This window comes from Sporacetigenium sp. TC11 (genome assembly GCF_058146105.1).
This window is the reverse complement of sequence record NZ_JBYVNY010000005.1, coordinates 99,768-123,188: the sequence shown is the minus strand read 5'-3', so window position 1 is coordinate 123,188 and position 23,421 is coordinate 99,768. Positions and strand designations below refer to the sequence as shown.

Annotated in this window: 26 protein-coding genes; 5 read left to right on the top strand and 21 right to left on the bottom strand. The window is 27.9% G+C overall.

The genetic code is table 11. The annotated features are described in order from the left end of the window. The first annotated feature begins 62 nt into the window (after positions 1-62). Positions 63-878: a pyrroline-5-carboxylate reductase gene (gene proC, locus ACUSRV_RS09475; RefSeq protein ID WP_490141705.1), complete on the top strand. Its 816-nt coding sequence runs from the start codon at positions 63-65 to the stop codon at positions 876-878. Here proC and ACUSRV_RS09470 read toward each other — a convergent pair. The 3 genes from ACUSRV_RS09470 to ACUSRV_RS09460 form a co-directional block, all read right to left on the bottom strand. Next, a complete protein-coding gene (locus tag ACUSRV_RS09470; RefSeq protein ID WP_490141704.1) occupies positions 875-1,735 on the bottom strand; it encodes a mechanosensitive ion channel family protein in 861 nt (286 codons plus the stop codon). The two genes, proC and ACUSRV_RS09470, sit on opposite strands and share 4 nt — an antisense overlap. A gap of 100 nt (positions 1,736-1,835) precedes the next feature. Beyond that, complete coding sequence (locus ACUSRV_RS09465; protein ID WP_490141703.1) at positions 1,836-2,000, bottom strand: aspartyl-phosphate phosphatase Spo0E family protein; 165 nt, start codon at positions 1,998-2,000, stop codon at positions 1,836-1,838. Positions 2,001-2,078: 78 nt separating this feature from the next. Next, on the bottom strand, positions 2,079-2,588 hold the full coding sequence (locus ACUSRV_RS09460) for a Gx transporter family protein (protein ID WP_490141702.1): 510 nt from the start codon (positions 2,586-2,588) through the stop codon (positions 2,079-2,081). A gap of 211 nt (positions 2,589-2,799) precedes the next feature. On the opposite strand from ACUSRV_RS09460, the gene ACUSRV_RS09455 reads away from it, so the two are divergent. The 4 genes from ACUSRV_RS09455 to feoB all read left to right on the top strand — a co-directional run bounded on the left by ACUSRV_RS09455 (position 2,800) and on the right by feoB (position 6,380). Next, on the top strand, positions 2,800-3,921 hold the full coding sequence (locus tag ACUSRV_RS09455; protein ID WP_490141701.1) for a sodium ion-translocating decarboxylase subunit beta: 1,122 nt from the start codon (positions 2,800-2,802) through the stop codon (positions 3,919-3,921). Between the two features lie 23 nt (positions 3,922-3,944). Then, a complete protein-coding gene (locus tag ACUSRV_RS09450) occupies positions 3,945-4,061 on the top strand; it encodes an OadG-related small transporter subunit (protein WP_490141700.1) in 117 nt (38 codons plus the stop codon). Between the two features lie 132 nt (positions 4,062-4,193). Further along, positions 4,194-4,412 (top strand): FeoA family protein, encoded by a 219-nt coding sequence (locus tag ACUSRV_RS09445; RefSeq protein WP_490141784.1) that lies wholly within the window; start codon positions 4,194-4,196, stop codon positions 4,410-4,412. Between the two features lie 18 nt (positions 4,413-4,430). Next, on the top strand, positions 4,431-6,380 hold the full coding sequence (feoB, locus tag ACUSRV_RS09440) for a ferrous iron transport protein B (RefSeq protein ID WP_490141699.1): 1,950 nt from the start codon (positions 4,431-4,433) through the stop codon (positions 6,378-6,380). A gap of 32 nt (positions 6,381-6,412) precedes the next feature. Here the strand turns inward: feoB and htrA are convergent, their stop codons facing one another. The 18 genes from htrA to ACUSRV_RS09350 all read right to left on the bottom strand — a co-directional run bounded on the left by htrA (position 6,413) and on the right by ACUSRV_RS09350 (position 23,303). Continuing rightward, positions 6,413-7,498 carry a serine protease HtrA gene (gene htrA / locus ACUSRV_RS09435; RefSeq protein WP_490141698.1) on the bottom strand — a complete coding sequence of 362 codons (1,086 nt, stop codon included), beginning with the start codon at positions 7,496-7,498 and terminating at the stop codon, positions 6,413-6,415. Between the two features lie 130 nt (positions 7,499-7,628). Beyond that, positions 7,629-8,981 (bottom strand): glucose-6-phosphate isomerase, encoded by a 1,353-nt coding sequence (locus tag ACUSRV_RS09430; RefSeq protein ID WP_490141697.1) that lies wholly within the window; start codon positions 8,979-8,981, stop codon positions 7,629-7,631. Between the two features lie 82 nt (positions 8,982-9,063). Continuing rightward, positions 9,064-9,909, bottom strand: coding sequence for a carbon-nitrogen hydrolase family protein (locus ACUSRV_RS09425; RefSeq protein WP_490141696.1), 846 nt, complete (start codon positions 9,907-9,909; stop codon positions 9,064-9,066). Further along, positions 9,893-10,498 carry a DNA-3-methyladenine glycosylase gene (locus tag ACUSRV_RS09420; protein ID WP_490141695.1) on the bottom strand — a complete coding sequence of 202 codons (606 nt, stop codon included), beginning with the start codon at positions 10,496-10,498 and terminating at the stop codon, positions 9,893-9,895. Before ACUSRV_RS09420 ends, ACUSRV_RS09425 begins: the two co-directional genes overlap by 17 nt. A gap of 101 nt (positions 10,499-10,599) precedes the next feature. Beyond that, entirely contained in the window at positions 10,600-12,222 is a 1,623-nt protein-coding gene (locus ACUSRV_RS09415) for a Na/Pi cotransporter family protein (RefSeq protein ID WP_490141694.1), read from the bottom strand. Between the two features lie 146 nt (positions 12,223-12,368). Then, the gene (locus ACUSRV_RS09410) at positions 12,369-13,964 is read right to left on the bottom strand and encodes an NAD(P)/FAD-dependent oxidoreductase (RefSeq protein ID WP_490141693.1); all 1,596 of its coding nucleotides are present in this window, start codon (positions 13,962-13,964) and stop codon (positions 12,369-12,371) included. 57 nt (positions 13,965-14,021) lie between these two features. Beyond that, on the bottom strand, positions 14,022-14,345 hold the full coding sequence (locus ACUSRV_RS09405; protein WP_490141692.1) for a hypothetical protein: 324 nt from the start codon (positions 14,343-14,345) through the stop codon (positions 14,022-14,024). A gap of 11 nt (positions 14,346-14,356) precedes the next feature. After that, positions 14,357-14,734 carry a hypothetical protein gene (locus ACUSRV_RS09400; protein ID WP_490141691.1) on the bottom strand — a complete coding sequence of 126 codons (378 nt, stop codon included), beginning with the start codon at positions 14,732-14,734 and terminating at the stop codon, positions 14,357-14,359. A 66-nt stretch (positions 14,735-14,800) separates the two neighbouring features. Then, entirely contained in the window at positions 14,801-15,841 is a 1,041-nt protein-coding gene (locus tag ACUSRV_RS09395) for a YecA family protein (RefSeq protein WP_490141690.1), read from the bottom strand. 77 nt (positions 15,842-15,918) lie between these two features. Continuing rightward, a complete protein-coding gene (locus tag ACUSRV_RS09390; protein WP_490141689.1) occupies positions 15,919-16,593 on the bottom strand; it encodes a hypothetical protein in 675 nt (224 codons plus the stop codon). A 71-nt stretch (positions 16,594-16,664) separates the two neighbouring features. After that, positions 16,665-17,126 (bottom strand): hypothetical protein, encoded by a 462-nt coding sequence (locus ACUSRV_RS09385; RefSeq protein WP_490141688.1) that lies wholly within the window; start codon positions 17,124-17,126, stop codon positions 16,665-16,667. Next, on the bottom strand, positions 17,123-17,575 hold the full coding sequence (locus tag ACUSRV_RS09380) for a PilN domain-containing protein (RefSeq protein WP_490141687.1): 453 nt from the start codon (positions 17,573-17,575) through the stop codon (positions 17,123-17,125). The genes ACUSRV_RS09385 and ACUSRV_RS09380 overlap by 4 nt, the downstream gene beginning before the upstream one ends. Next, on the bottom strand, positions 17,572-18,402 hold the full coding sequence (locus ACUSRV_RS09375) for a hypothetical protein (protein WP_490141686.1): 831 nt from the start codon (positions 18,400-18,402) through the stop codon (positions 17,572-17,574). The genes ACUSRV_RS09380 and ACUSRV_RS09375 overlap by 4 nt, the downstream gene beginning before the upstream one ends. 9 nt (positions 18,403-18,411) lie before the next feature. Continuing rightward, the gene (locus tag ACUSRV_RS09370) at positions 18,412-18,771 is read right to left on the bottom strand and encodes a type IV pilin protein (RefSeq protein WP_490141685.1); all 360 of its coding nucleotides are present in this window, start codon (positions 18,769-18,771) and stop codon (positions 18,412-18,414) included. Positions 18,772-18,785: 14 nt separating this feature from the next. Then, positions 18,786-19,979 carry a type II secretion system F family protein gene (locus ACUSRV_RS09365; RefSeq protein WP_490141684.1) on the bottom strand — a complete coding sequence of 398 codons (1,194 nt, stop codon included), beginning with the start codon at positions 19,977-19,979 and terminating at the stop codon, positions 18,786-18,788. An 11-nt stretch (positions 19,980-19,990) separates the two neighbouring features. After that, on the bottom strand, positions 19,991-21,406 hold the full coding sequence (locus ACUSRV_RS09360) for a GspE/PulE family protein (protein WP_490141683.1): 1,416 nt from the start codon (positions 21,404-21,406) through the stop codon (positions 19,991-19,993). Then, positions 21,399-22,079 (bottom strand): DUF881 domain-containing protein, encoded by a 681-nt coding sequence (locus tag ACUSRV_RS09355; RefSeq protein WP_490141682.1) that lies wholly within the window; start codon positions 22,077-22,079, stop codon positions 21,399-21,401. The genes ACUSRV_RS09360 and ACUSRV_RS09355 overlap by 8 nt, the downstream gene beginning before the upstream one ends. 138 nt (positions 22,080-22,217) lie before the next feature. Next, positions 22,218-23,303 (bottom strand): PRK06851 family protein, encoded by a 1,086-nt coding sequence (locus ACUSRV_RS09350; RefSeq protein WP_490141681.1) that lies wholly within the window; start codon positions 23,301-23,303, stop codon positions 22,218-22,220. Positions 23,304-23,421 lie beyond the last annotated feature (118 nt).

The following is a 23,421-nucleotide window of genomic DNA, read 5'->3' as shown; positions in this document are numbered from 1 at the left end:
GTATTGAATATGTATATCATTTATATTAATATAATTAGGTTAGTACAATAGGAGGTATATATATGAACAAAAAAATAGGTTTCATAGGATGCGGAAATATGGCACAAGCTATAATAGGCGGGATTTTATCATCTAATCTAGTTGATAATACAAATATAATGGTAAGTAACCCAACTAACAATAAACTTGAACATGTAAAAAAACAATACAATATTCTTACAACTAATAATAACATAGATGTAGCTAATTTTTCAGATATATTATTTTTAGCTGTAAAACCAAATAAATATAAAGATGTAATATCTGAAATAAGAGATTACGTAAAACAAGATGTAGTTATTGTAAGTATAGCTGCTGGTATTACTATAGAATTTATAGAAAAACATTTGGTAAGGGATATTAAAGTAGTTAGAACTATGCCAAATACCCCATGTTTAGTAAAAGAGGGAATGTCAGCTATAAGCTTTAATTCCAATGTGAATTATGAAGAAAAAAATATAATATTAAGCATATTCGAGTCTTTTGGAAAAGCAGAAATTATAGATGAAAACCTAATGGATATTATCCCTGCAATAAGCGGCTCTTCACCAGCTTATGTATATATACTTATAGAAGCTTTAGCCGATGGTGCCGTTCTTCAAGGTATGCCTAGAAGTCAAGCTTATAAATTTGCATCTCAAGCTGTTTTAGGTGCAGCTAAAACAGTATTAGAAACTGGAGAACATCCAGGATCACTAAAGGATAAAGTCTGTTCTCCAGGCGGAACTACTATTGAAGCGGTATATGAACTTGAAAAAAATAGTTTCAGAGCTAGCATAATTTCAGCTATGCAATCATGTACCAAGAAAGCTATGGAAATGAGTAAAAAGAGCTGTTAATCACAGCTCTTTTCTTGTACATAATCACCATATCCATTGTATAATATGTTTACATTTGTTGGGTATGCAACTTTTATTCCTTTTTCTCTAAGAGTTAATAATATTTGTAGTCTAGCATCTTTTAATGCTTCAAAATACTTAAATGGTTCTATTGAACCAGTTATAGTATATTGTACTCCTACGGGAACATCAACTATATCAGTTACCCCATATACACTAAAGGGTTCTGATGGTTCATTCATCATGTTTTTAATTAAAAATTGTTTGTAACTTTCATTTAATATCATACATACTTCTTCTAGTATCTCTATAATATAAAGCGGATTTTCTTCATAAGAGACCCTCACATGAACTACTGCTCTCATTTTTTTTCTACTGTAATTTCTTAATGATGCTATATTTCCATTTGGTATAGTTATTCTTCTTGAATCCCAATCTCTTATACTAAGACTCCTTAGTCCTATTTCTTCTACCGTTCCTCTAAACTCTTCATTTATTGTTACAAAATCTCCAACCTTCATCTGTTTCTCAAACAGAATAAAAAAACCATTTAATATATCTTTTAGAAAACTTTGAACCGCCAAACCTGCTATTAACCCTACTATACCAGCTCCAGTTACCAAGGTTTCAAATTTATTAAAATCTACTATCTTAAATTCCTTTAAAATCAGGGTAACAGCTACAATGAATATGACATAGTAAGAAAAGGATATTATTATACTGCTCAATGTCCTTTCATACTGTCTATCGAATTTAGTTATGTCAAATATTCCAGAAGTTATATATCTTATAACTCTTAATATGATGTAAGCCCCAATAATTATTATTATTGATTTAAATAAACTATATAGTAACATACACTTCACCTTTTAAGTACATATTTATTGCTACTCAAGATTATTGACTATATGTTTTAATAGTATGCAGTTTAAAAATAAAAAAAAGCCTTTGCAGGCTTTATTCTCTTGAAAATTGTAAGTATTCATTTATTAATACATCTATTTTTTGGCTTGTTTCAACTAGTTCTTCTTTAAATATATCTGGATATTGTATATATCTATTGATTTCTTCTCTTAGCGATTCTATTTCCTCTTTTATTTTATCTAAATCAGCTTTTATCATGTTAACCACCATTAAATGTTTTAGTTTATTACTGTTTAATTAATTCTATAATATTTTATCAAACCCTATTATAATATGTCAATAAACCTTTTGTTGTATCTTAGATAAATTATTTAAAGTAAATTTCGATACCATTCCAACGAAAATTCCAGTTGGTATAGATGCTATAAGCATATAAGGCAGGTAAGTAAAAATAAGTCCACTTTCAATTATTAAAGATGCCACTAAAAGTTGCCCTATATTATGGAATACTGCTCCTACAATACTTACTCCTACAACGGAAAAGTTCTTTATTTTAAGACAAAGGCTCATACCTAATAAACTTAAATAGGCGCCAGATATACTAAATAATAAAGCTGATATAGGTCCCGAAAACATAGATGACAATATAACTCTAATAGTGATTATTATAAAAGTATCTTTAAATCCTAATAAAGATAGTGATACTAATGTAATAATATTTGTAAGGCCTAGTTTAGCTCCTGGGAATAAAGCTATTAAAGGATTTGGTATATAACTTTCTATTATATACAAAACTAAACTATATGCTATAAGCAAACTCATATGAGTTAACTTTTTAGTGCTCATAATCCTACTCCTTTCAAATATATTATATCTACATTATAATACATTTTTTGCATTAATGAAACTAATTTCATTAGTATTTTAATTCGTGGGCATATTAATAATATCTTACGTAGTATTTTAATTTTATCCTATAATCTTAGTTCTTTTTTGTTATTTTTCCTACTATTTATAAATATAATAACCTATACAAGTTGTCAAAGGAGGTATTTTTATGGATATTTTGGTTCAAGGTATTATGAGTATAACTATTAAACAGGTAATTATGATAATTATAGGAGGTCTTTTAGTATACTTAGCTATAGCCAAAGATTTTGAACCTACTCTTCTTCTCCCTATGGGATTTGGTGCTATAATGGTCAACCTTCCCCTATCTGGTGCTATAAATCAAATGATAAACGGTACTGAAATGGAAGGTATATTGGATTTCTTGTTTGCCAGTGGAATAGCCACTGAATTATTTCCTTTACTTATATTTATAGGCATAGGAGCAATGATAGATTTCGGGCCATTACTCGAAAATCCGTCTATGATATTTCTCGGTGCTGCAGCTCAATTTGGTATATTTTTTACTATAATAATTGCTCTTATATTTGGTTTTAGTATAAATGAAGCTGCATCTATAGGAATAATTGGCGCCGCTGATGGGCCTACTTCTATATTTGTATCTAGTCAACTTGCTCCAAAACTCTTAGGACCTATATCTGTTGCAGCCTATTCTTATATGGCTTTAGTTCCTATTATACAGCCATTTGCTATTAAATTAGTTACAACTAAACAAGAAAGAATGATAAAGATGCCTTATAAGGCTAACAAAGTCTCTAAAAAAACCAAAATATTCTTTCCAGTAGTAGTTACTATAATTGCCGGTCTTATAGCTCCTGTATCTATACCATTAATAGGATTTTTAATGTTTGGTAACTTAATGAGAGAGTCTGGAGTTGTAGAAAGATTATCAAAGTCAGCTCAAAATGAACTTGTAAACGTAGTTACAATATTACTAGGGCTAGCAATAGCATCTACTATGAAAGCGGAACAATTTATATCTCTTAGTACGTTTTTAATAATAAGTATGGGCCTTATAGCCTTTGTATTTGATACTATTGGTGGAGTTTTATTCGTTAAAATTATAAATATGTTTAGAAAAGAGAAAATAAATCCTATGGTTGGAGCAGCAGGTATATCAGCATTCCCTATGTCGGCTAGAACAATTCAGAAACTTGCTCAAAAGGAAGATCCACAAAATTTTATACTTATGTATTCTATAAGCGCTAATGTTTCTGGTCAAATAGCTTCAGTTATAGCTGGCGGATTAATCTTAGCATTATTAGGTTAAATTATTTCAAAGGATGTGATTATATGGCTATATATGAAGGTTTAAAATTAATGATTTATGGAATGAGTGGAATATTCGCAGTTACAGGACTCGTATACATATCTATAAAAGTACTTATGAGATCGTTTCCAAATGAATAAATATAAAAAGATGATAGGATGTTTTCTGTCATCTTTTTATATTTATTCATTTTTTATATATTAAATATTGACTTGAAAGGTAATTAATGTTATATTGTAATTGAGAATGAAATTCATTAGGAGGTATTAATGATGACTGTTTACGATTTGAAAATAGGCCAAAGCGGTACTATTAATTCTATAAAAGGTAATGAAAGATTAGCTAAAAGATTACTTGCATTAGGATGTGTTGAAGAAACAGAAGTTCAAGTAACAAAAGTTGCACCATTTGGAGATCCTATAATAATAAGATTAAGAGGATTTGATTTAGCTATAAGAAAAAATGATGCCAAAAATATATTTTTAAAATAAAGAAGGAGGATACGTCCTATGACTACAGTAGCACTACTTGGTAATCCTAACGTAGGGAAAACTACAGTTTTTAATGCTCTTACTGGTTCTAAACAATATGTTGGGAACTGGCCAGGAGTTACAATAGAGAAAAAAGAAGGATTTGCAACTAATGATATAAAGGTAGTTGATTTACCTGGTATATATGCAATGGATACGTTTTCTAACGAAGAAAAGGTTTCTAAAAATTTCTTAGAAAGTGGAGATGTAGACGTTATAGTTGATATAGTAGATGCATCAAATTTAGTTAGAAATTTATATTTAACAACTCAATTAGTTCAATTTAATAAGCCTGTAATATTAGTACTTAATATGATTGACGTTGCTGAATCTAAAGGTATACATATAGACTATAATAAGTTAGCTAATGAACTTGGGGTAACTGTTATCCCTATGGTTGCTAGAAAAAATGAAGGTGTAGATAATATAGTAAATACAATAAAGTCAAACAACTTCAATAAAATTCCAGTAAAAAAAGATTTTGACAACGAAGAACAAACTTATAAATATCTTGAAAAACTGGTTTCAAAATGTACTAAGCAAGACTTTGGTGAAAAAGAAAGTATAAGCGAAAAAATAGATAAAATAGTTTTAAATCCATTACTTGCTTACCCTATATTCTTAGGATTATTATGGTTAGTGTTTGAATTTACATTTAAATGGTTCGGTCAGCCAATAGCTGATATGTTAGATGTATTTGTAGCAGATGTTTTAATGCCAGCAGCTTCTAATCTTTTAAGTGGATCTAGCCCTTGGTTTACATCGTTAATAGTTGATGGTATATTAGGTGGAGTTGGATCTGTTATAGTATTCTTCCCTCTAGTATTTGCATTATTCTTAGGTATATCTTTATTGGAAGATAGTGGATACATGGCTAGATCGGCATTTTTAATGGATAGCGTAATGAGAAAAATAGGCTTATCTGGTAAAGCTTTCATCCCTCTTGTAATGGGGTTTGGTTGTTCTACTCCAGCAATAATGGCTGCAAGAACTTTAGAAAGTGAAAAAGATAGAAAACTTACAGCTCTTTTAGCTCCACTTATGTCATGTAATGCTCGTTTAACTGTTTATGCATTATTTGCTTCAATATTCTTCCCTGGAAAAGAATCTTGGGTAGTTTTATCACTATATGTATTAGGTATAGTGATTGCTATATTAGTTGGTTTAGTACTAAAAAACACTTACTTTAATAAACAAGAAGAACCATTTATACTGGAACTTCCAGAATATAAAATGCCTCAGCCTAAAAGTATAATAAAACATACATGGGAAAAATCTAAAGGATTTTTAGTAAAAGCAGGTACAGTAATATTTGCTATGTCTATTGTTATATGGTTAGTTTCATTTTTTAACTTCTCTGGATATACAACAGATATAAACAATAGCTTCTTATCTATTATAGGCTCTGTAATTGCACCTATATTTGCACCTCTTGGATTTGGTACATGGCAAGCAGCAGTATCCTTACTTACAGGTCTAGTTGCTAAAGAAGTTGTTGTTGGTAGCATGGGTGTTATCTACGGAGATTTAACTACAGTTTTACCTCAGCAATTTACAGCATTAACAGCTTATACATTTATAGTGTTTGTTTCATTATACACTCCATGTATCTCTGTTTTAGCTACTTTGAAAAAAGAATACGGAAATAAAATGATGTTTACATCATTTATATATCAACTTGTATTGGCGTGGATAATATCATTCGTTGTCTATACTATGGGAAGTATATTTACAGGATCATTTCAAGCTTCTAAATTTGTAGAATTAGCTGTTACAGCTGGAATACTAGCGATAGCATTTACAATACTATATAAAAAGTTCTCCTCAAAATCTTCAGGTTGTTCAAGTTGCTCTGGTTGTCCTCATGAAAATAGCTGCAGCACACAACCAGAAACGAATATACAAGAATTAAACAAAAAAGAAGCATAGAAAAAGAGATAGCCTAGGCTATCTCTTTTTTATTATTTATTAAATGTGGTATTTAAAGTTTCTATATTTCCACTTCTATTTACAGTAATTCTAACCTTATCTCCAAGTGAATATTTGTATAATACTTTATTTAAATCATTCATAGAACTTATATTATCATCATCGATTTCTTTTATTATATCTCCAGCTTTAATTCCTGATTTATTAGCAGGACTATTACTTACTACTTCTACTACATAAACACCCTCATCACTTTGCAGTTTTTCTCCTGTTGCAGCTTCATAGTTTTGAACATCTACACCTTTTATTCCCAACATAACCTTTTCAAAATCACCATTTTTTATTATTTGATCTATTATAGGCTTAGCAGTATTTATAGGTATGGAAAATCCAAGACCTTCTCCTTGAGCTGCTTTTGCTGTATTTATACCTATAACCTCGCCATTTGAATTTAGCAGGGGTCCTCCACTATTACCTGGATTTATACTAGCATCAGTTTGCATAAGTCCAGTCATAGATGCATTTTCAGTTTGTATACTTCTATCTAATCCACTTATTATACCTTGAGTAACACTTCTTTGAAATTCAAGCCCAAGAGGGTTTCCTATGGCAACTGCTATATCTCCAATTTGAACTGTATCACTATCTCCTAAATCTGCTACAGATAAGCCAGTTTTATTTACCTTTACAAGTGCCAAGTCCATTTGAGGGTCGTTCCACAGTACCTTTCCTTGTAAAGTACTTCCATCGTTAAACAATACTCCCACATCTACAGCTTCACCATCTGATACAACATGTGAATTAGTAAGAATATATCCATCAGAATTAACTATAACTCCTGTTCCGACACCTTGTAATTCCTGTGGTAGTGAAAATATATTACTCCTATCTATCGTTACAGTAGTTATACCCACAACCGAAGGCATAGATTTTTCTGTTACAGCACGATATATATTTTCAGATTTTCCATCTCCCTGCACTACTATTTTTTGTTGATTTTCGTTTGTATTAGTTTCCTCATCATTTATTACTATAGGTGCAGCATATAAAGTAATTGCACTTCCTATTAAAGCTCCTAATATAGCTGTTATAAGTGTTTTAGCTATACCTCTAAACAATTTTACCCATTCCCTTCTTATTCAATTATGTAATCTTAATTATATTTTAATTTTACAATATGAAGATAATATGTAGCTAATATGAAAGTTATACAAAAAGAGAGATATATAAATATCTCTCTAAATTTAATTATACATTTAATCTTTTTTCTAATTCTTCCTTTTCTTTTTCATACCCAGGTTTACCTAGTAATGCAAACATATTTTTTTTGTAAGCTTCTACACCTGGTTGATCAAATGGGTTTACTCCTAAAATATATCCTCCTATTGCGCATGCCTTTTCAAAGAAGTATACTAAATATCCAAAGTTATACTCATCAAGTTTTGGTATATTTAGTATTAAATTAGGTACATTACCGTCAGTATGTGCAAGTAATGTTCCTTCGAAAGCCTTTTGATTTACAAAATCTACAGTTTTACCAACTAAGTAGTTTAATCCATCCAAATCCTGATCTTCTTCTTGTATGGTTATTTTTTTTCTTGAAGCCTCAACATTTAGTACTGTTTCAAATAAGTCCCTTCTACCTTCTTGAATATATTGTCCCATTGAATGTAGATCTGTTGAAAAATCTACTGATGCTGGATATATCCCCTTATTATCCTTTCCATCGCTTTCTCCATATAGTTGCTTCCACCATTCACCTATGAAGTGTAAATGTGGCTCATAGTTAACTAGTAATTCTATATTTCTTCCCTTTCTATGAAGTATATTTCTAACTACTGCATATTGATAACAGTTATTCTCCTTTAAATTATCGATTTTAAAATCATCATGTGCATCCTGAGCACCTTTCATAATTTTATCTATGTTAAATCCAGCGGCAGCTATAGGCAATAAACCCACCGCAGTTAATACTGAGTAACGGCCTCCAATATCATCGGATATAACAAATGTTTCATATTCTTCAGACTCTGCTAGCTTTCTTAGGGCACCTTTACTGGAATCAGTTGTAGCGTATATCCTCTTTCCTGCTTCTTCTTTTCCGTATTTTTTTTCTATGTATTCTTTAAATATTCTAAATGCTATAGCTGGTTCTGTAGTAGTACCTGATTTAGATATAACATTTATAGATATATCCTTATCTTTTATAACGTCCATTATATCCATTATATAGGTTGAACTTATATTATTACCCACAAAGTATACCTCAGGACCCTTTCTATCTTCCTTAGATAGATTATTTCTTAGGGAATGTCCCATCATTTCTATAGCAGCTCTTGATCCTAAGTAAGAACCTCCTATACCTATTACCAATAAAACATCAGAATCACTTTGTATTTTTTTTGCCGATTGTTTTATTCTTTCAAACTCTTCTTTATCGTAATTATAAGGTAGTTCAAGCCAACCTAAAAAATCATTTCCTGGACCTGTTTTTTTGTGTAGCATTTCATGAGCAACTTTAACAAACGGCTCCATATAATCTACCTCATGTTGTCCAAAAAATTTTATAGCCTTAGAATAATCAAAATTTATTTTATTCATTTATTTACCTTCCCCCACTTGTAAAATTTACCTTTTATACTTTGAATTATATCAAATTCATTAATCTTTCTTCAATATAGTTTTAATTATTAACTAATTTTACTACACTATATATATCATCTCTTCTATGTTTTAATATTGGAAGCTCATCTCTAATTTTATTTAAGTAGTCCAAATCAATATCGCAGTACATAATACCTTCTTTTTCATCTAGCTCTCCTAATGTCTTTCCATACGGATCACAAACTTTACTATGACCATATATTATATATTCTTCGTTGTAATTTCTAGCTGGACTTACTGCAGCTACATATACTTGATTGTCTATAGATCTTGATTTTATAAGTGTATTCCAGTGAGAGCTTCCTGTAACTGTGTTAAATGCTGCAGGAACTATTATTAAATTAGCTCCTTTGTCTACCATCATTCTAAATATCTCTGGAAATCTCATATCATAGCATATTGCAAGACCTATTTTACAAAATTCTGTATCAATTACTGTTATATCACTTCCACGTGATATTATATCTGATTCTTTTATTTTTATTTTATCTTTAATATCAACATCATATAGATGAATTTTTTTATGTTTTCCTATTATATTTCCTTCTCTATTAAAAACATAAGATGTATTATAATATTTATCATCTTTCTTTTCACATATAGACCCCGCAACTATGTACACTTTATTTTCCTTAGCAGCTTCTGATATTCTTTGTAATGTATAACTATTTTCTTCTTCTTCAGCATTCTTATTAAATAAAGATGTTCTATATGGTGTATTAAACATCTCCCCTAGGCATACTATATCTGAATTATTTTCGCTTGCCTTTTTAATAAATTCTATAGCTTTATCAACATTATATTTTTTATTATCTTTAGTTAAAGTTTGACATAATGCTAATTTAAATTTATTTTTTTGATACATACTTATTCCCCCTAACATAATATCTCCATAAAAAATCTTTGGCTTCTTCTGCATAATCTATATTTATTCTCTTTGAATAAACAATATCCTTTTCTTCTATATTGTCTCCTTCTATTATATATATGCTACCACTAGTACATAAATCTTCTCCATATAGATTTTTATTTATATTCATTGCAATACATAATTTTCCCGGTCCATTAGTTAAATCCTTCATTTTTTTATTATTTATTTCATTAAATCTATTAAACATCATATATTCTATTCCTTCTATAGGTTCTGTTGCCCTTATCAAAACAGCCCCACCACCTCCCTTTGGTCCTCCTACAACATTAAAACAATAATACATTCCATATATTAAGTAAATATATGCATGCCCTCCCTCTTCAAATATTATTTTTGTTCTTTCTGTTAGTTTATTGTTATTACAATGGGCTGCTTTGTCTCCTTGTGCCTTATATGCTTCTGTTTCTACAATTTTGCATATTATTTTTTTGTTATCGTATTCTCTAACTATATATTTTCCTAGTAAGTCTTTTGCAATTATTTCTATATCATCTAAATAAAATTCTCTATCTAATTTATTCATATAATATCCTCCATATAATACAGGTTTTATAAATTTCTTTATAATAAAAAAGAGTTCTATATTATTCTTAATAATATAGAACTCTTTTATTACAATTAATATTATTTTTTTATTAAAGTACCAGCTTTTATAACTTGTTGAGCTATATTTACTGCGTGGTCAGATACTCTTTCTAAATTGCTTATTAAATCTAAGAATATAACTCCACTATCTACACTGCATAGATTATTATTTAATCTGTACATATGGTTAGTTCTACATGATTTTTCCATTAAATCAACTTGCTCTTCCATTTTTATAACTCTATATGCTAAATCTACATCTCCATTTTTCATAGATTCTAGAGAATATTTATATGTTGACAAAACTTTATTATAAAGATCTTTAAGCTCTTCAATACCTTCTTCAGATAAATTAATATCTTTTTCTATAGCTACTTGTGCTAATTCAGCTATATTTTCTGCATGATCTCCTATTCTTTCTATATCATTAACTGTATTAAACAATTCATCAGCAATTTCTCTAGCATTCTCAGATAAAGGAGTTTTAGATAGTTTTAATAAGTAATTTAATAGATCTTTTTGTAATTGATTTACTAACTTCTCTATTTCAAAGGTCTTATTAACTTTATCCGTTGATTTTTCAAATAAACCATTCATAGAAGTTTCTAGTGATTCTTTTGCTTTTTTACCCATTCTTAAAACTTCTTTTACTGTATTTCCTAGTGCTATTTCAGGCGTTTCTAACATTCTCTCATCTAAATATTTAGTAGGTTTATACTCACCTTCTTCTTCTTTTACAGGCATAATTTTAATAGCTAATTTAACTAATAATCCTGCAAACGGAAGTTGTATTATAACATTTATTAAATTAAACAGTGTATGTGCATTTGCTAATTGTCTAGCTGTATCATTAGGATCTAACTTCGTAACTATAATTGATATCGGTCCATTTAAGAATAACATGAATATTATTGTACCTATAACGTTAAATGATAAGTGCATTATAGCTGCTCTTTTAGCGTTTTTACTAGCTCCTATACTTGACAATAAAGATGTAACACAAGTACCTATATTATCACCATATAATATCGGTAATGCTGATGATAATGGTATTAATCCTTCTGCTGCTAAAGCTATTAACATACCCATTGACGCACTTGAACTTTGTATTATAGCTGTCATACCAAACCCTACTAATACTCCTAATACAGGATTTTGTCCAAATCCTACTAAAGCATCAGTAAATCCTTGATACTGTGCTAAAGGTTTTACCGCATCTTTCATAAATTCCATACCAGTAAACAATATACCAAATCCTATAAATATTTCAGCTATATGTTTTGTTTTCTGCTTAGATGAAAATAAGAACATAACTATACCAATACCTAAGGCTGCAGGTGCTAACCCCACTAAGTCAAATGACACAAGTTGAGCTGTCATAGTAGTACCTATGTTCGCACCCATTATAACGCCTATAGCTTGAGATAAATTCATTATTCCAGCATTAACGAATCCAACTACCATAACTGTAGTTGCACTACTACTTTGTATAACTGCCGTAACTAATGTTCCTACAAGAACACCCATTATACGATTGCTAGTTAAAAGCTCTATTATTCTCTTAAGTCTTGATCCTGCAGATTTTTGTAGACCTTCTCCCATTAAATGCATACCATATAAGAAAAGACCCAATCCGCCTATTATACCTAATGCTATTTCCACTTATAATTCCCTCCTTTAAATCTTAGAAATTTGTCTAAATTTGTTGTCAAGATTATTGTATCAAAAAACCAAATGGGAATTGTTAAATCCATGTTAAATTTGTTAATTAAGTTAAATAATGGTTAATTTTTTATACATATTTAATTTTATATACTATATTTTTCTATTATTTTTTCTGCACATTTTATACCATCAACTGCTGCAGTAACTATTCCTCCAGCATATCCTGCTCCTTCTCCACTAGGATATAGATTTTTTATGTTTATAGATTGTAAAGTGCTTTCATCTCTCACTATTCTAACTGGTGCAGATGATCTTGTTTCAACTCCAGTCAATACAGCATCATGTAAAGCAAATCCCTGAAGTTTTTTATCTAAATTTACCAATCCTTCTTTCATGGCTTGGACAACAAATTCTGGTAGACATTCTCTTAAGTCTGTAAGTGTATATCCTGGGTTATAAGATGGGTTTACACTTCCTATACTACTAGATACTTTATTCTTTAAAAAATCTCCTACTAACTGTACTGGTGCATTATAATTTTTTCCACCTAATTCAAATGCAAGTCTCTCATATTTTTGTTGAAAATGAATTCCTGCAAGAGGGTGATTACTTTCAAAATCTTCTGGTGATATATTTACTAAAAATGCACTATTAGCATTTTCTTTATCTCTTGCATGTTCACTCATTCCATTAGTTACTACTTCAAATTCATCTGAAGCAGAGGCTATAACACTTCCTCCAGGACACATACAGAATGTATATGCTGTTCTTTCATTAGATGCTTGATGTATAAGTCTATAATCTGCAGCGCCTAATCTTGGATGATTATAAAATTCTTTATATTGAGATTCGTTTATAAGTATTTGAGGATGCTCTATTCTAGCGCCTATAGCAAAAGGCTTTTGTATAATCTTTACATTCTTCCTATACAACATTTCATATGTATCTCTAGCACTATGGCCTATAGCTAGTATTACAGTATCCGATTCTATTATTTCATTTTCATTTATAATAATACCCTTTACTGAACTGTTCTCTATAATAATATCTGTAACTTTAGAGTTAAATCTTACTTCTCCACCAAGTCTTATAATTTCATTTCTTATATTTTTAACTACGTTTTTTAATATATCTGTTCCCACATGTGGTTTATGTGAATAAAGTATTTCATCTGGTGCCCCAAAATTTACAAACTCTTCTAGTACTTTTCCACCTCTCAAATCTTTTGTTCTCGTAGTTAATTTTCCATCTGAAAATGTTCCTGCCCCACCTTCACCAAATTGAACATTTGAATTTTTTTTAAAAACCCTATTATTCCAAAACTCATTAATATCTTCAGTTCTAGTCTCTACATCCAAGCCTCTTTCTAACATTAATGGATTATAGCCCCTTTGAGCTAGTAACAATGATGCAAATAACCCAGCTGGTCCACTACCTATTACTACAGGTCTATTTTTAAGTTTTTTATCTCCCATATTAACATCTTTGTATTTAAAATCAGGAGTTATTGATATATCTCTATCCTTTAGCTTTTTAAGTATTGATTTTTCATTTATAACCTCAACATCTATAGTATAAACAAAGTCTATCTTGCCTTTCTTTCGCGCATCTATTGATTCTTTGTATATATGATATTCTATTAGTTCTTTTTCACTTATCCTTAGTTTAGTCAATATACTTTTTTTAAGTAATGACTTATTTTGATCTATACTTAATTTTATATTTGATATTCTTATCACAAATAACATCCTTTCTACATTTATAATAATTTAACAACAAAAGCTAGGCTTAATAACCTAGCTTTTAATAAACTCTATATCTATATTGTCTTGATTAATATCTAGCAATGGTAGCTCTTCTAATATAAAATATACTAGCCCATTATTCAGTTCATCTTTACTTATATCTATATCTTCATTTAAATTACTTATAGTTACTATAGCTTTTGAATTAGAAATGTTCTTTTCTATATATGCTTCTTCTATATTTAAAGCTATTAATCTAAGATCGCAAACAAAGCTATCCTTGTCCCCTAATTCTATTTTATCATCATATTTAAATATTTTGTACTCATACAAGTCATTATACGGGTTTATTTCTTCCAAACCTATAAACCTCATTATCTCAACTCCTAGTCTCTCTTAGTTATAAGTCCTCTTATTACCTTCATATTATTGAATACTTTTTCTAAAAAGCTTTCGGCTTCCTCATTATCAAGTAAAACTATTTCTCCATCTCTGTCTATATCTATATTTTTAGATTCACAATACGTTTTAGCTACATCCACTAAGTTCTGTTTTTCAACTTCCGATAGTTCATAATTTTTATAGTCTATTATTATGTATTGTTTTATTTTTTCATCTTGTTTTTCATTGTATCCTATTTCTATGTGGTATATTACTGCATATAAATTTTCTGGTGATTCTACACCATTATAGATAGGTACTGCAGGATTTGATTTTATATAAGTAGTAGAAACTGCTATTTCTTTTCCTAAGCTTAAATTCATTGCTATCCCTCTTTCTATATTTTTTATACATTTACTATTGTGTACATTACTTCATATATTAAACCATTAAATTATAGACTTTAAATCTTTATATCTTTTTCCTAGTGTGCCTGGACTTATATTATATTTTTGTGCTATTTGACTTTGAGTTATATTTTCTCCTTTTTCTTTCTTTACAAAATACTCAACTGCAGAAGCCCAACCGCCTTCAGACCCTTTTATATTTTGATTTATGTTCTTAAATTTTTTCCATGTATTAATAGCTACTTCTAAATATTCTTTTTCTACATTACTATGTAATAATTCATTTATCTTGCATATATTTTCTACATCTTGACTATCCACTTCTTGTGTAACTGCAACCTCTGATTTTTTTGTTTTTAAACATTCTCCAACCTTAGGCTCTAATAATTGTTGAATATACTTGTATAAAATGTGCGTATGATATAATAAGAATGTTTTCATATTTTTATAAACATCTATATATTGATTATAGAAATATTCTATATCATTACATATAACATTTTTTATTGTTTGTGAAATACTTACGGTAGTATCTATTAGTATACTTACTCCATTTACATTTACTATTCTAGCTATTACTATATCCCCTAGTTTTAAATCTTGTAATAAACTAATATCTTCAACGCAAACCTTATCTTTTAATAAAATATCATTTAAAAAGACCTTTCCATCTTGTATTTCTGATATTTCATACAAACTAACATAAGATTCAAATAAGTTTTTTAGTATATTTATTTCTATTTTATTCAAATTATGTTTATTTTCTTCATAAAAAGCTGCAGTTATAACTCTATTATCTTCCATTATATGGTCTTGAATATAATATGTATTAAAAAACTTATCAAATTTTTTGTTTAATTGTTCATCATCTAGTATATAAAACATTTCCTTAGCTTTTAAATATTCATTATGAAATTTGCTTTGTCTTGAATATTCATATAGCTTCGAATACAAATCAACATAATCATGTTGTGAAAGCCCAATCTTTCTATTTGCTCTTTCAACTATCATATCTTTATTTAAGCAGCATTTCTTATATTTTTTGCCACTACCACACGAACATAAATCATTTCTCCCTGTCATTGTAACTTTCACTCCCTTATTACTAAATTAAAAATGCAACTATTAATTATATCACTTATTGGATAATTATACTATATTTAGACAATTATTTCATTATTCTTCCATATTTTACTAGTAACTTTAAATATTATACCATCCCATATTCCATCTTTATTTTTTTGTATGCAATCTTTTATTAAGATGTCTTGTACAGTTTTATAAACTATATCCAAGTTGTTACTTAACAAATCATTTAATACTGCATATATTTGTTTATCACAATAATCTTTTATTACATCTTTTATATATTCTTGATGATTCTTATTATTTATCTCTTCATCCATATATACTTGGTATCCTTTTATATGCCTACTTCTCATAATGTCACTTATATGTATTTTCTTTTTATTTTTATCTTTTAGTACAGCCTCGCAGGTTTTACTAAATTCACTATTTAAACAAAAGTTTGTATATCCAAATACGTATCCTTGTATGTATCCATATGTTACTATCCTTTGTCTTTCTTCTTGGAGATTTTCTACTATTTCTTTAGATATATTATTTATATCTTCGATATTATATAGTTGTTCTTTTATCTTTTCTTCAAAAACATCAGTTAAATATAATTTCCAGAAATACTTACTCCATTTATCAATATCTACAGAATATAGCTTTTTACAAAATTTAATGTATCTCTTATTTCCACAATATAGATAATCTAACTCCATTTCGGTTATAAAATTGTTTAATACCAAAACATTATCATCTTCCATCAATATCAACCCCTAATAAATCATGCTTTAATATTTACTTTCTATACACAAATGAGAATTCCTCTATAGTTTTATAAACTATAGATCCTTAAATTAAGGGTACATATTCCATACTCTTTAGTACTGTCTAACATAATAGATTCTATATATATACTAATTCTAGAATTATCTATTTTTTGTATGCTTTTTAATATATCATTAATACTACCTACTACTTGTATTTCTATATTTACAAATTTATATTTTTCAGCATGTTCTGCTTCTTTAAATTTTACAGAGGTGGTTTTGGTATATTTTGGAAATGTATCTGAAATTATATTTATTATACTTTCTTGATTTAAATTTTTTAACATTGCTTTTTCATTTTGATTTGTTGTTTCTATTGATTTGTTGTATTCTTCTTGTTCTTTTATACTTTTTAAATTTTTTATCTCATTAACTTTTGGATTATACATATAGATATGATAGGTAAAAATTATAAAAAGATTTATAAATATATTTATTAATATTTTTTCTCTTTTGTTTAAATTCATATCGTTTCTTCCTTTAAAGTACATTTCAATTCAAATTGATTTATGTTTTGAGGCTGTATTGCCTTTATATTCTCTATAAAAACAATTTTAAATAAGTTTGAGCTTTCTAGTTTTTTAGAATATTGCGATATTAGATTTAAATTATTTGAATTACCTTTTATATATATATAATTTTCATCTGAATATACTTCATCTATTTTCACAAGATTATTTTGATAGTATATCTCTTTAATTTGATTATATGATATCTTAGATTTTAGATTATTCGTCATATTAACTTCAGGAGATCTCGCAATTGTTTTATATTTATTATATAAAATATAGTTGTTTATATAAGTAGCACCTATGTATATAACAACAATAATAACTATACTTATATGTATTATATTTTCTGTATTTTTTTTATAGCTTTTTTCTTTAAAAAAATTAAATTCTCTATAATTCTTCATATATTCAACATCAATCCTATATTATTTATATATCTATTTATATTTATTTCTTTGTTATATACGACATTGTTAAGCTCTATATTTTCTATTTCAAAGCTTTTACTTAATTCTGACCTAATAAAATTATCATTTTCTCCATATGTATATATTTTTTCAATTTCATAGTTACTATATTTATGTATCTCTATTATTTTTTCTACAACATTATAATCTCTTACTAGGATTGTATTTATTTTCAATATATCTTCAACAAATATATTTAAGCATACATAATTATTTCTAATCTCTAGGGTCATAAACGATTGCCCCTTTATTATATTTAAGAAATTGCTTATATATAGCTTGTTTATACTATTTGATCCTGTATCTAAAAGACATGGCTTTAACCCTATGTCTTTTATTAGAGTTTTATAAAATAATGATATATTCTTTGGAAATAATACTACATTTAAATTCATATTTTTGCCAGCACCATAATCTGTTATACTTTGTATTTTATACTGAAGTATATATTTTTCTAGATTTATTGGCATATACTGACCTAATTGAAATTTAAGAACATCTATTATATCACTTTCTTTTTTTATATATGGAATTTCTATGTTTCTAAATATTATATTTTCATTTTGAGTAGTACAAGCTATATTTTTAATTTTTATTTTGTTTGAATTTAAGTATTCTTTTATAGAAGTTCCTATTGATTTTATATTTTTTATTTTTATGTCTTCTGCGCTTAATACTTCTATATTTCCTTTTTTTATTTTTGATGTAGTTAATCTTATATACTCATCATCTATATCGAGAATTATGGCTCTTTTTGTAAACACCTTATCCTCCTATTCACTCACTGGTTTTGGATAAAATTGAGTTGTTCCTACTTTTACAGTTATAGTTTGTCCCTCTACTGTCAAAACGAAGGATTCTCCTGTTACGCTTTGTGGTTTTACAATTCCCTCTAGATAACCTTTATCTTTTAACGTTTCTAAAGTTATAGTTGTAACACCTGCTTCTTTAGCCAATTTAGCCGCATTTGCTATATTGCTTGCCGCTACATAATCGGCATTTACTTTGGCATTGCCTTGTACATCAGTGAATTTAACTAAAGCTATACTAGATAAAATTCCTAATATACCCACTACCATAACTAGTTCTATTAAGGTAAATCCTCTTTTTACTTTTCTGTTTTTAATTTTCATATTATACTCTCCTTTTATTTAAATGTAGTCATAACTTCAAACATAGGTAACATTATAGATATAACTATACCTCCTATAACTAGACCCATAATAAGTATTATTATAGGCTCTACAAGACTCACTATTTTATTTAACTTGCTTTCTAACTCCATTTCATAAAAATCCGAAATACTACTTAATATGTTATCTAATTTTCCGCTTTCTTCTCCTATGTTTATCATAGATATAAACATATTTGGAAATACATTACACATGGTCAGTGATTGATATAAGCTATTTCCTAATTTTATATTCTCTTTAGATTTATATAGCCTGTCCTGAATAACTTTGTTTTCTATTGTTTTTGCTGAAATATCCATTGCATCTACAACCTGTACTCCGCTAGATATTAATATATAAAACGACCTACTAAACTTACAAGTTATAATAAGATTTACTAGTTTATTTATATACGGAGTTTTCAAAATTAAATTATCAATAAAATACTTACACTTATGATTCTTATTTATATAAATATACAATAAGATAGTAAGAAGAACAGGTAAAATCCATATAACATACCATTGTTCTTTTATAATATATGACATGTTCAGTAGCATTTTTGTTATAAATGGGGGTTTTATATTATTTTGATTAAATATAGTAATAAAATTAGGTATTACATATACAATTAAAAATAAGGTTACATTTAAAGAAACTAAACTTAATATTAATGGATAAACTAGAGAGGTCCCTATCTTGCTTTTTAGCTTATTTTCTTTTTCATAATAAATACTTAGCTTATCCATTATATAGTCTAGATTTCCGCTAGCTTCTCCAGCTACTACCATATTTATTAAGAAGTTTGAAAATAAATTTTGCTTTTGCATAGATTGTGATAATGAATTGCCCTGTTGGAGTTCTTTTTGAATAGATGATACGACACATTTCAGTTTATTATTAACTTGATTTTGTATTATGTGAAGTGAATTAGATAGTGTGCATCCTGAACTTAATAATATACTTAGCTGTTTGCAAAATATATGCAAGTCTTTACTTCTAGGCTTTGAAAATAAATATTCTTTATCCTTTGTATTGTCTTTTATATCTAGAAGATAGTAATTATTATTAGATACGAAATCTAAAAGATCATTTTGTCCTTTGCCTTCATATCTTCCTTTTATCTTTTTACCACAATTATCAAAAGCGATATATTTATATACTGGCATTTACTCCTCCTTTAATCATCAATATAGGATATAGCCATAAACTCTTCAACTGTAGTTTTTTTATTAATAACTAGATTTTTGCAACTTTCCTTTAATGTCATCATTCCATATTTAATAGATTCATTTTTAATTTCGTTGCTACTGCTTGACTTTAGTATCATATCCCTTATTTCAGCATTTATATTTACCATTTCGTATATAGCGGTTCTTCCTCTATAACCTTTATTATCACAACTTTTACATTTTCTAGTTCTTATAAGTTTAATATCTTCTTTTATATCTAATATTTTTTTTTCTTCGTTTGATATATCATACTCCTCGCAACACATAGCACATGCTTTTCTAACCAATCTTTGAGCTATAACCCCTACTAAAGACGCTCCTAATAGATATGGAGGTATATCCATATCTATTAATCTATTTATTGCAGATATGGCATCATTAGTATGCATAGTACTTATAACTAGGTGCCCTGTTATAGCCGCTCTTATAGCTATTTTTGCAGTTTCTGAGTCTCTTATCTCTCCTATCATTATTATATCTGGATCCTGTCTTAATATGGATCTTAGACCACCTGCAAAAGTAAGTCCTATTTTAGTATTTACTTGAATTTGGTTTATGCCTTTTAACTTATATTCAACAGGATCTTCTATAGTTACGATATTTTTATCTAGATTACTTAAATCCTTTAGAATGGAATATAGTGTAGTAGTTTTTCCACTACCAGTAGGCCCTGTAACTAAAATTATTCCGTTGGGCTTTTTTATTATCTTATCTAATAATGATAAATCATATTTTGTAAACCCTAGATCTATCTTATCTTTTAAAAAATTTCTTCTATCCAATACCCTTATTACTAGTTTTTCACCTAATACAGTAGGTATAGTAGATATTCTCAAATCCACTATATTATCATCTATATCTATATCCACTCGTCCGTCCTGAGGTAGTCTTTTTTCAGCTATATCCATTTTTCCCAATATCTTTATCCTAGTTATTAATTGATTATAAATATCGTGTGAGTAGGTTAGTATTTCTTTTAAATAACCATCCACTCTTATTCTTATGGTTACATTTTGTTCTTGCGGCTCTATATGTACATCACTAGCCTTTTCTATAATAGCTTGTCTTAAAATATTATCTAAAATTTCAATTGTGTGTGAAATATTATCATCTTGCTTAATGTAATTTTTATAATAATAATCTATCGCTTCTGATATTATATCCTTATTATACTTTTTGAATTTTATATTCATATTTGTAGCCAATTTGAAATCTTCTAAAGCATATATACTTTCAGACTCAATTGCTACAATTAAGCTTCCATCTTTTATATCTATTGGAATAGCATTGTGCTTTTTAGCTAAATTCTCAGATACTAAGAGTGGAATTTTATCATCATATATAAACTCATATACATTACTCACTCTTTATATATTTAAACTCCTTTTCTATTGGTATTTTGGGTAAGTTGATAGATGAACTTTCTGATATATTAATATATAGTCTGTATTCTTTATTTAAATTTTTTATAAAACTATTATCTTTAGATATGTTTTTAGATAACATATCTTTATTTCCTATAACCTTTATTTCATATGGAGGAGCTATAGGGGTAGCATTTATATTTATATGATTTCCAGCTAATACTATATCTGAATACTGATTTAATGTTTGATTATTTATAGATATTACCTCACCTCCATTTATTCTTAATTCATTTACCAAATCTACTAGTATATTTTTCGATTCTATTAAGTTAGCTAAATTTATCTCTTCTTCTGCTGAAGAATCTATATTTATTATTATTCCTTCTCCAGTAGTATCTCCATAAGATAAAGTAGATTTAATATCGTTTATACGATGCTGATCTTTTTTATCTATATGTTTTTCTTGAAGATTTTTTAGCTGCTTTTCTAGCTTTTCTTTTTGTTTAGATAGCTTAGAAATTTCTTGCTCTTTAGAATCTAACTCATTGTTTAATACAGTATCTGTATATACTAATGAGTTATTATTTTTATGTGCGCTTTTACTCATTATGCCCATTGTTATCCCTAAAACCGCGCTAATTGATATTATTAACATGTATCCTTTTTTCATACAATATTTCTCCTCAATATTACGTTTTTGTATTATAAGATTTATTACTAAGTATAAAAACATATTTACTTCAAATTATATATTATTTTTATACTTCTTAAAAGAAAAAAGGAACCTTTTTAAGGTTCCTTAATATTATTACTTATTTGCGTAACTTAATATTCTGTTTAATATGGTATTTTTTATTTTTTCATTTTTATCAAAATTCATATTTGGTACATAGTATGTTTCTAATATATCATGTTGTGCTTTAGCTCTTTTAATATTAAATAATCCGTAACTTAGCAATTCATCTAATACTTTCTTATCATATTCTATTTCATCTAAATACTTTTCTATTTTGTCTTTACATATATATTGATTTAAATCTATGCTTTTATAGTTCTTTTCTTTAAATAATTTACTAGTCGTTATAGCTACTCCTATTTCTTCTATTACTATAGTCTCTATTTTATTTGGAGGTAGGAATGGAGTATGGTATATCTCAACATTTAATCCTAATTCTAATGCTTTATTATATATTTTTGTCATTAATGTTGTTTTTCCTGTCCCTAGTTCACCATCAACAAAATAAACATTCTTTATATCCTGTAGTATAGTATCAGTGTGTTCTACATGTCCAACAGGAGTTAATGCACTTCCAAATAAGTGTCTTTCTTTAGAAACACTTCCTGAAGGTTTTATATCCTTAAATATTTCTTCTGCTAAATTTATAGTTAAAGTATTAATACTTCCAAAGTCCATAGAAGTCTTGTACTTTTCTTCTATACTTATAACTATAGGATCACAAGCTGTTAGATATTTATATGCTCTAGCAAATAATCTACCAACTTCTTTATTACAATCTAATATTTTCTGTCTATTTGCTTCCATTTTATCTATATCCCAAGACTCACCTAAATTTATTATTTCATCTACAGCACCAGGGTTTTTAGGATCTACTATATGAGGAGCTGTACCATCTACCATAGCTATTTTTAACTTCGGAACTACTATTCCATCTATTGAATTTTCGTCTGATGAACAATGATGAAATTCAACATCATAACCCATATTTACTAAAGCATGACCTATTCTTTTCATCATAGAAGATTTTCCCACGCCCGGTCCACCTTTTAGAACAAAGATTCTATTAGCATCCAATTCTATCATATAGTCATAAAATGAATAAAATCCTTTTGTAGTATTTCCACCTGGGAATACCCTTTTAATTTTGCCTGCCATAAAAAACACCCCTTCTGAAATTTATATACTGCCTATACAAAGTTTTTACCTAATAATATAATATTAATCTGCTTTTTTTTTGTGATTATTATTTTAATTATATAAAAACAAAAAGAGC

Coding starts and splice junctions, on each gene's coding strand:
- proC (WP_490141705.1), top strand. CDS start 63: ATGAACAAAAAAATAGGTTTCATAGGATGCGGAAATATGGCACAAGCT.
- ACUSRV_RS09470 (WP_490141704.1), bottom strand. CDS start 1,735: ATGTTACTATATAGTTTATTTAAATCAATAATAATAATTATTGGGGCT.
- ACUSRV_RS09465 (WP_490141703.1), bottom strand. CDS start 2,000: ATGATAAAAGCTGATTTAGATAAAATAAAAGAGGAAATAGAATCGCTA.
- ACUSRV_RS09460 (WP_490141702.1), bottom strand. CDS start 2,588: ATGAGCACTAAAAAGTTAACTCATATGAGTTTGCTTATAGCATATAGT.
- ACUSRV_RS09455 (WP_490141701.1), top strand. CDS start 2,800: ATGGATATTTTGGTTCAAGGTATTATGAGTATAACTATTAAACAGGTA.
- ACUSRV_RS09450 (WP_490141700.1), top strand. CDS start 3,945: ATGGCTATATATGAAGGTTTAAAATTAATGATTTATGGAATGAGTGGA.
- ACUSRV_RS09445 (WP_490141784.1), top strand. CDS start 4,194: ATGACTGTTTACGATTTGAAAATAGGCCAAAGCGGTACTATTAATTCT.
- feoB (WP_490141699.1), top strand. CDS start 4,431: ATGACTACAGTAGCACTACTTGGTAATCCTAACGTAGGGAAAACTACA.
- ACUSRV_RS09430 (WP_490141697.1), bottom strand. CDS start 8,981: ATGAATAAAATAAATTTTGATTATTCTAAGGCTATAAAATTTTTTGGA.
- ACUSRV_RS09425 (WP_490141696.1), bottom strand. CDS start 9,909: ATGTATCAAAAAAATAAATTTAAATTAGCATTATGTCAAACTTTAACT.
- ACUSRV_RS09420 (WP_490141695.1), bottom strand. CDS start 10,498: ATGAATAAATTAGATAGAGAATTTTATTTAGATGATATAGAAATAATT.
- ACUSRV_RS09405 (WP_490141692.1), bottom strand. CDS start 14,345: ATGAGGTTTATAGGTTTGGAAGAAATAAACCCGTATAATGACTTGTAT.
- ACUSRV_RS09400 (WP_490141691.1), bottom strand. CDS start 14,734: ATGAATTTAAGCTTAGGAAAAGAAATAGCAGTTTCTACTACTTATATA.
- ACUSRV_RS09395 (WP_490141690.1), bottom strand. CDS start 15,841: ATGACAGGGAGAAATGATTTATGTTCGTGTGGTAGTGGCAAAAAATAT.
- ACUSRV_RS09390 (WP_490141689.1), bottom strand. CDS start 16,593: ATGGAAGATGATAATGTTTTGGTATTAAACAATTTTATAACCGAAATG.
- ACUSRV_RS09385 (WP_490141688.1), bottom strand. CDS start 17,126: ATGAATTTAAACAAAAGAGAAAAAATATTAATAAATATATTTATAAAT.
- ACUSRV_RS09380 (WP_490141687.1), bottom strand. CDS start 17,575: ATGAAGAATTATAGAGAATTTAATTTTTTTAAAGAAAAAAGCTATAAA.
- ACUSRV_RS09370 (WP_490141685.1), bottom strand. CDS start 18,771: ATGAAAATTAAAAACAGAAAAGTAAAAAGAGGATTTACCTTAATAGAA.
- ACUSRV_RS09365 (WP_490141684.1), bottom strand. CDS start 19,979: ATGCCAGTATATAAATATATCGCTTTTGATAATTGTGGTAAAAAGATA.
- ACUSRV_RS09355 (WP_490141682.1), bottom strand. CDS start 22,079: ATGAAAAAAGGATACATGTTAATAATATCAATTAGCGCGGTTTTAGGG.
- ACUSRV_RS09350 (WP_490141681.1), bottom strand. CDS start 23,303: ATGGCAGGCAAAATTAAAAGGGTATTCCCAGGTGGAAATACTACAAAA.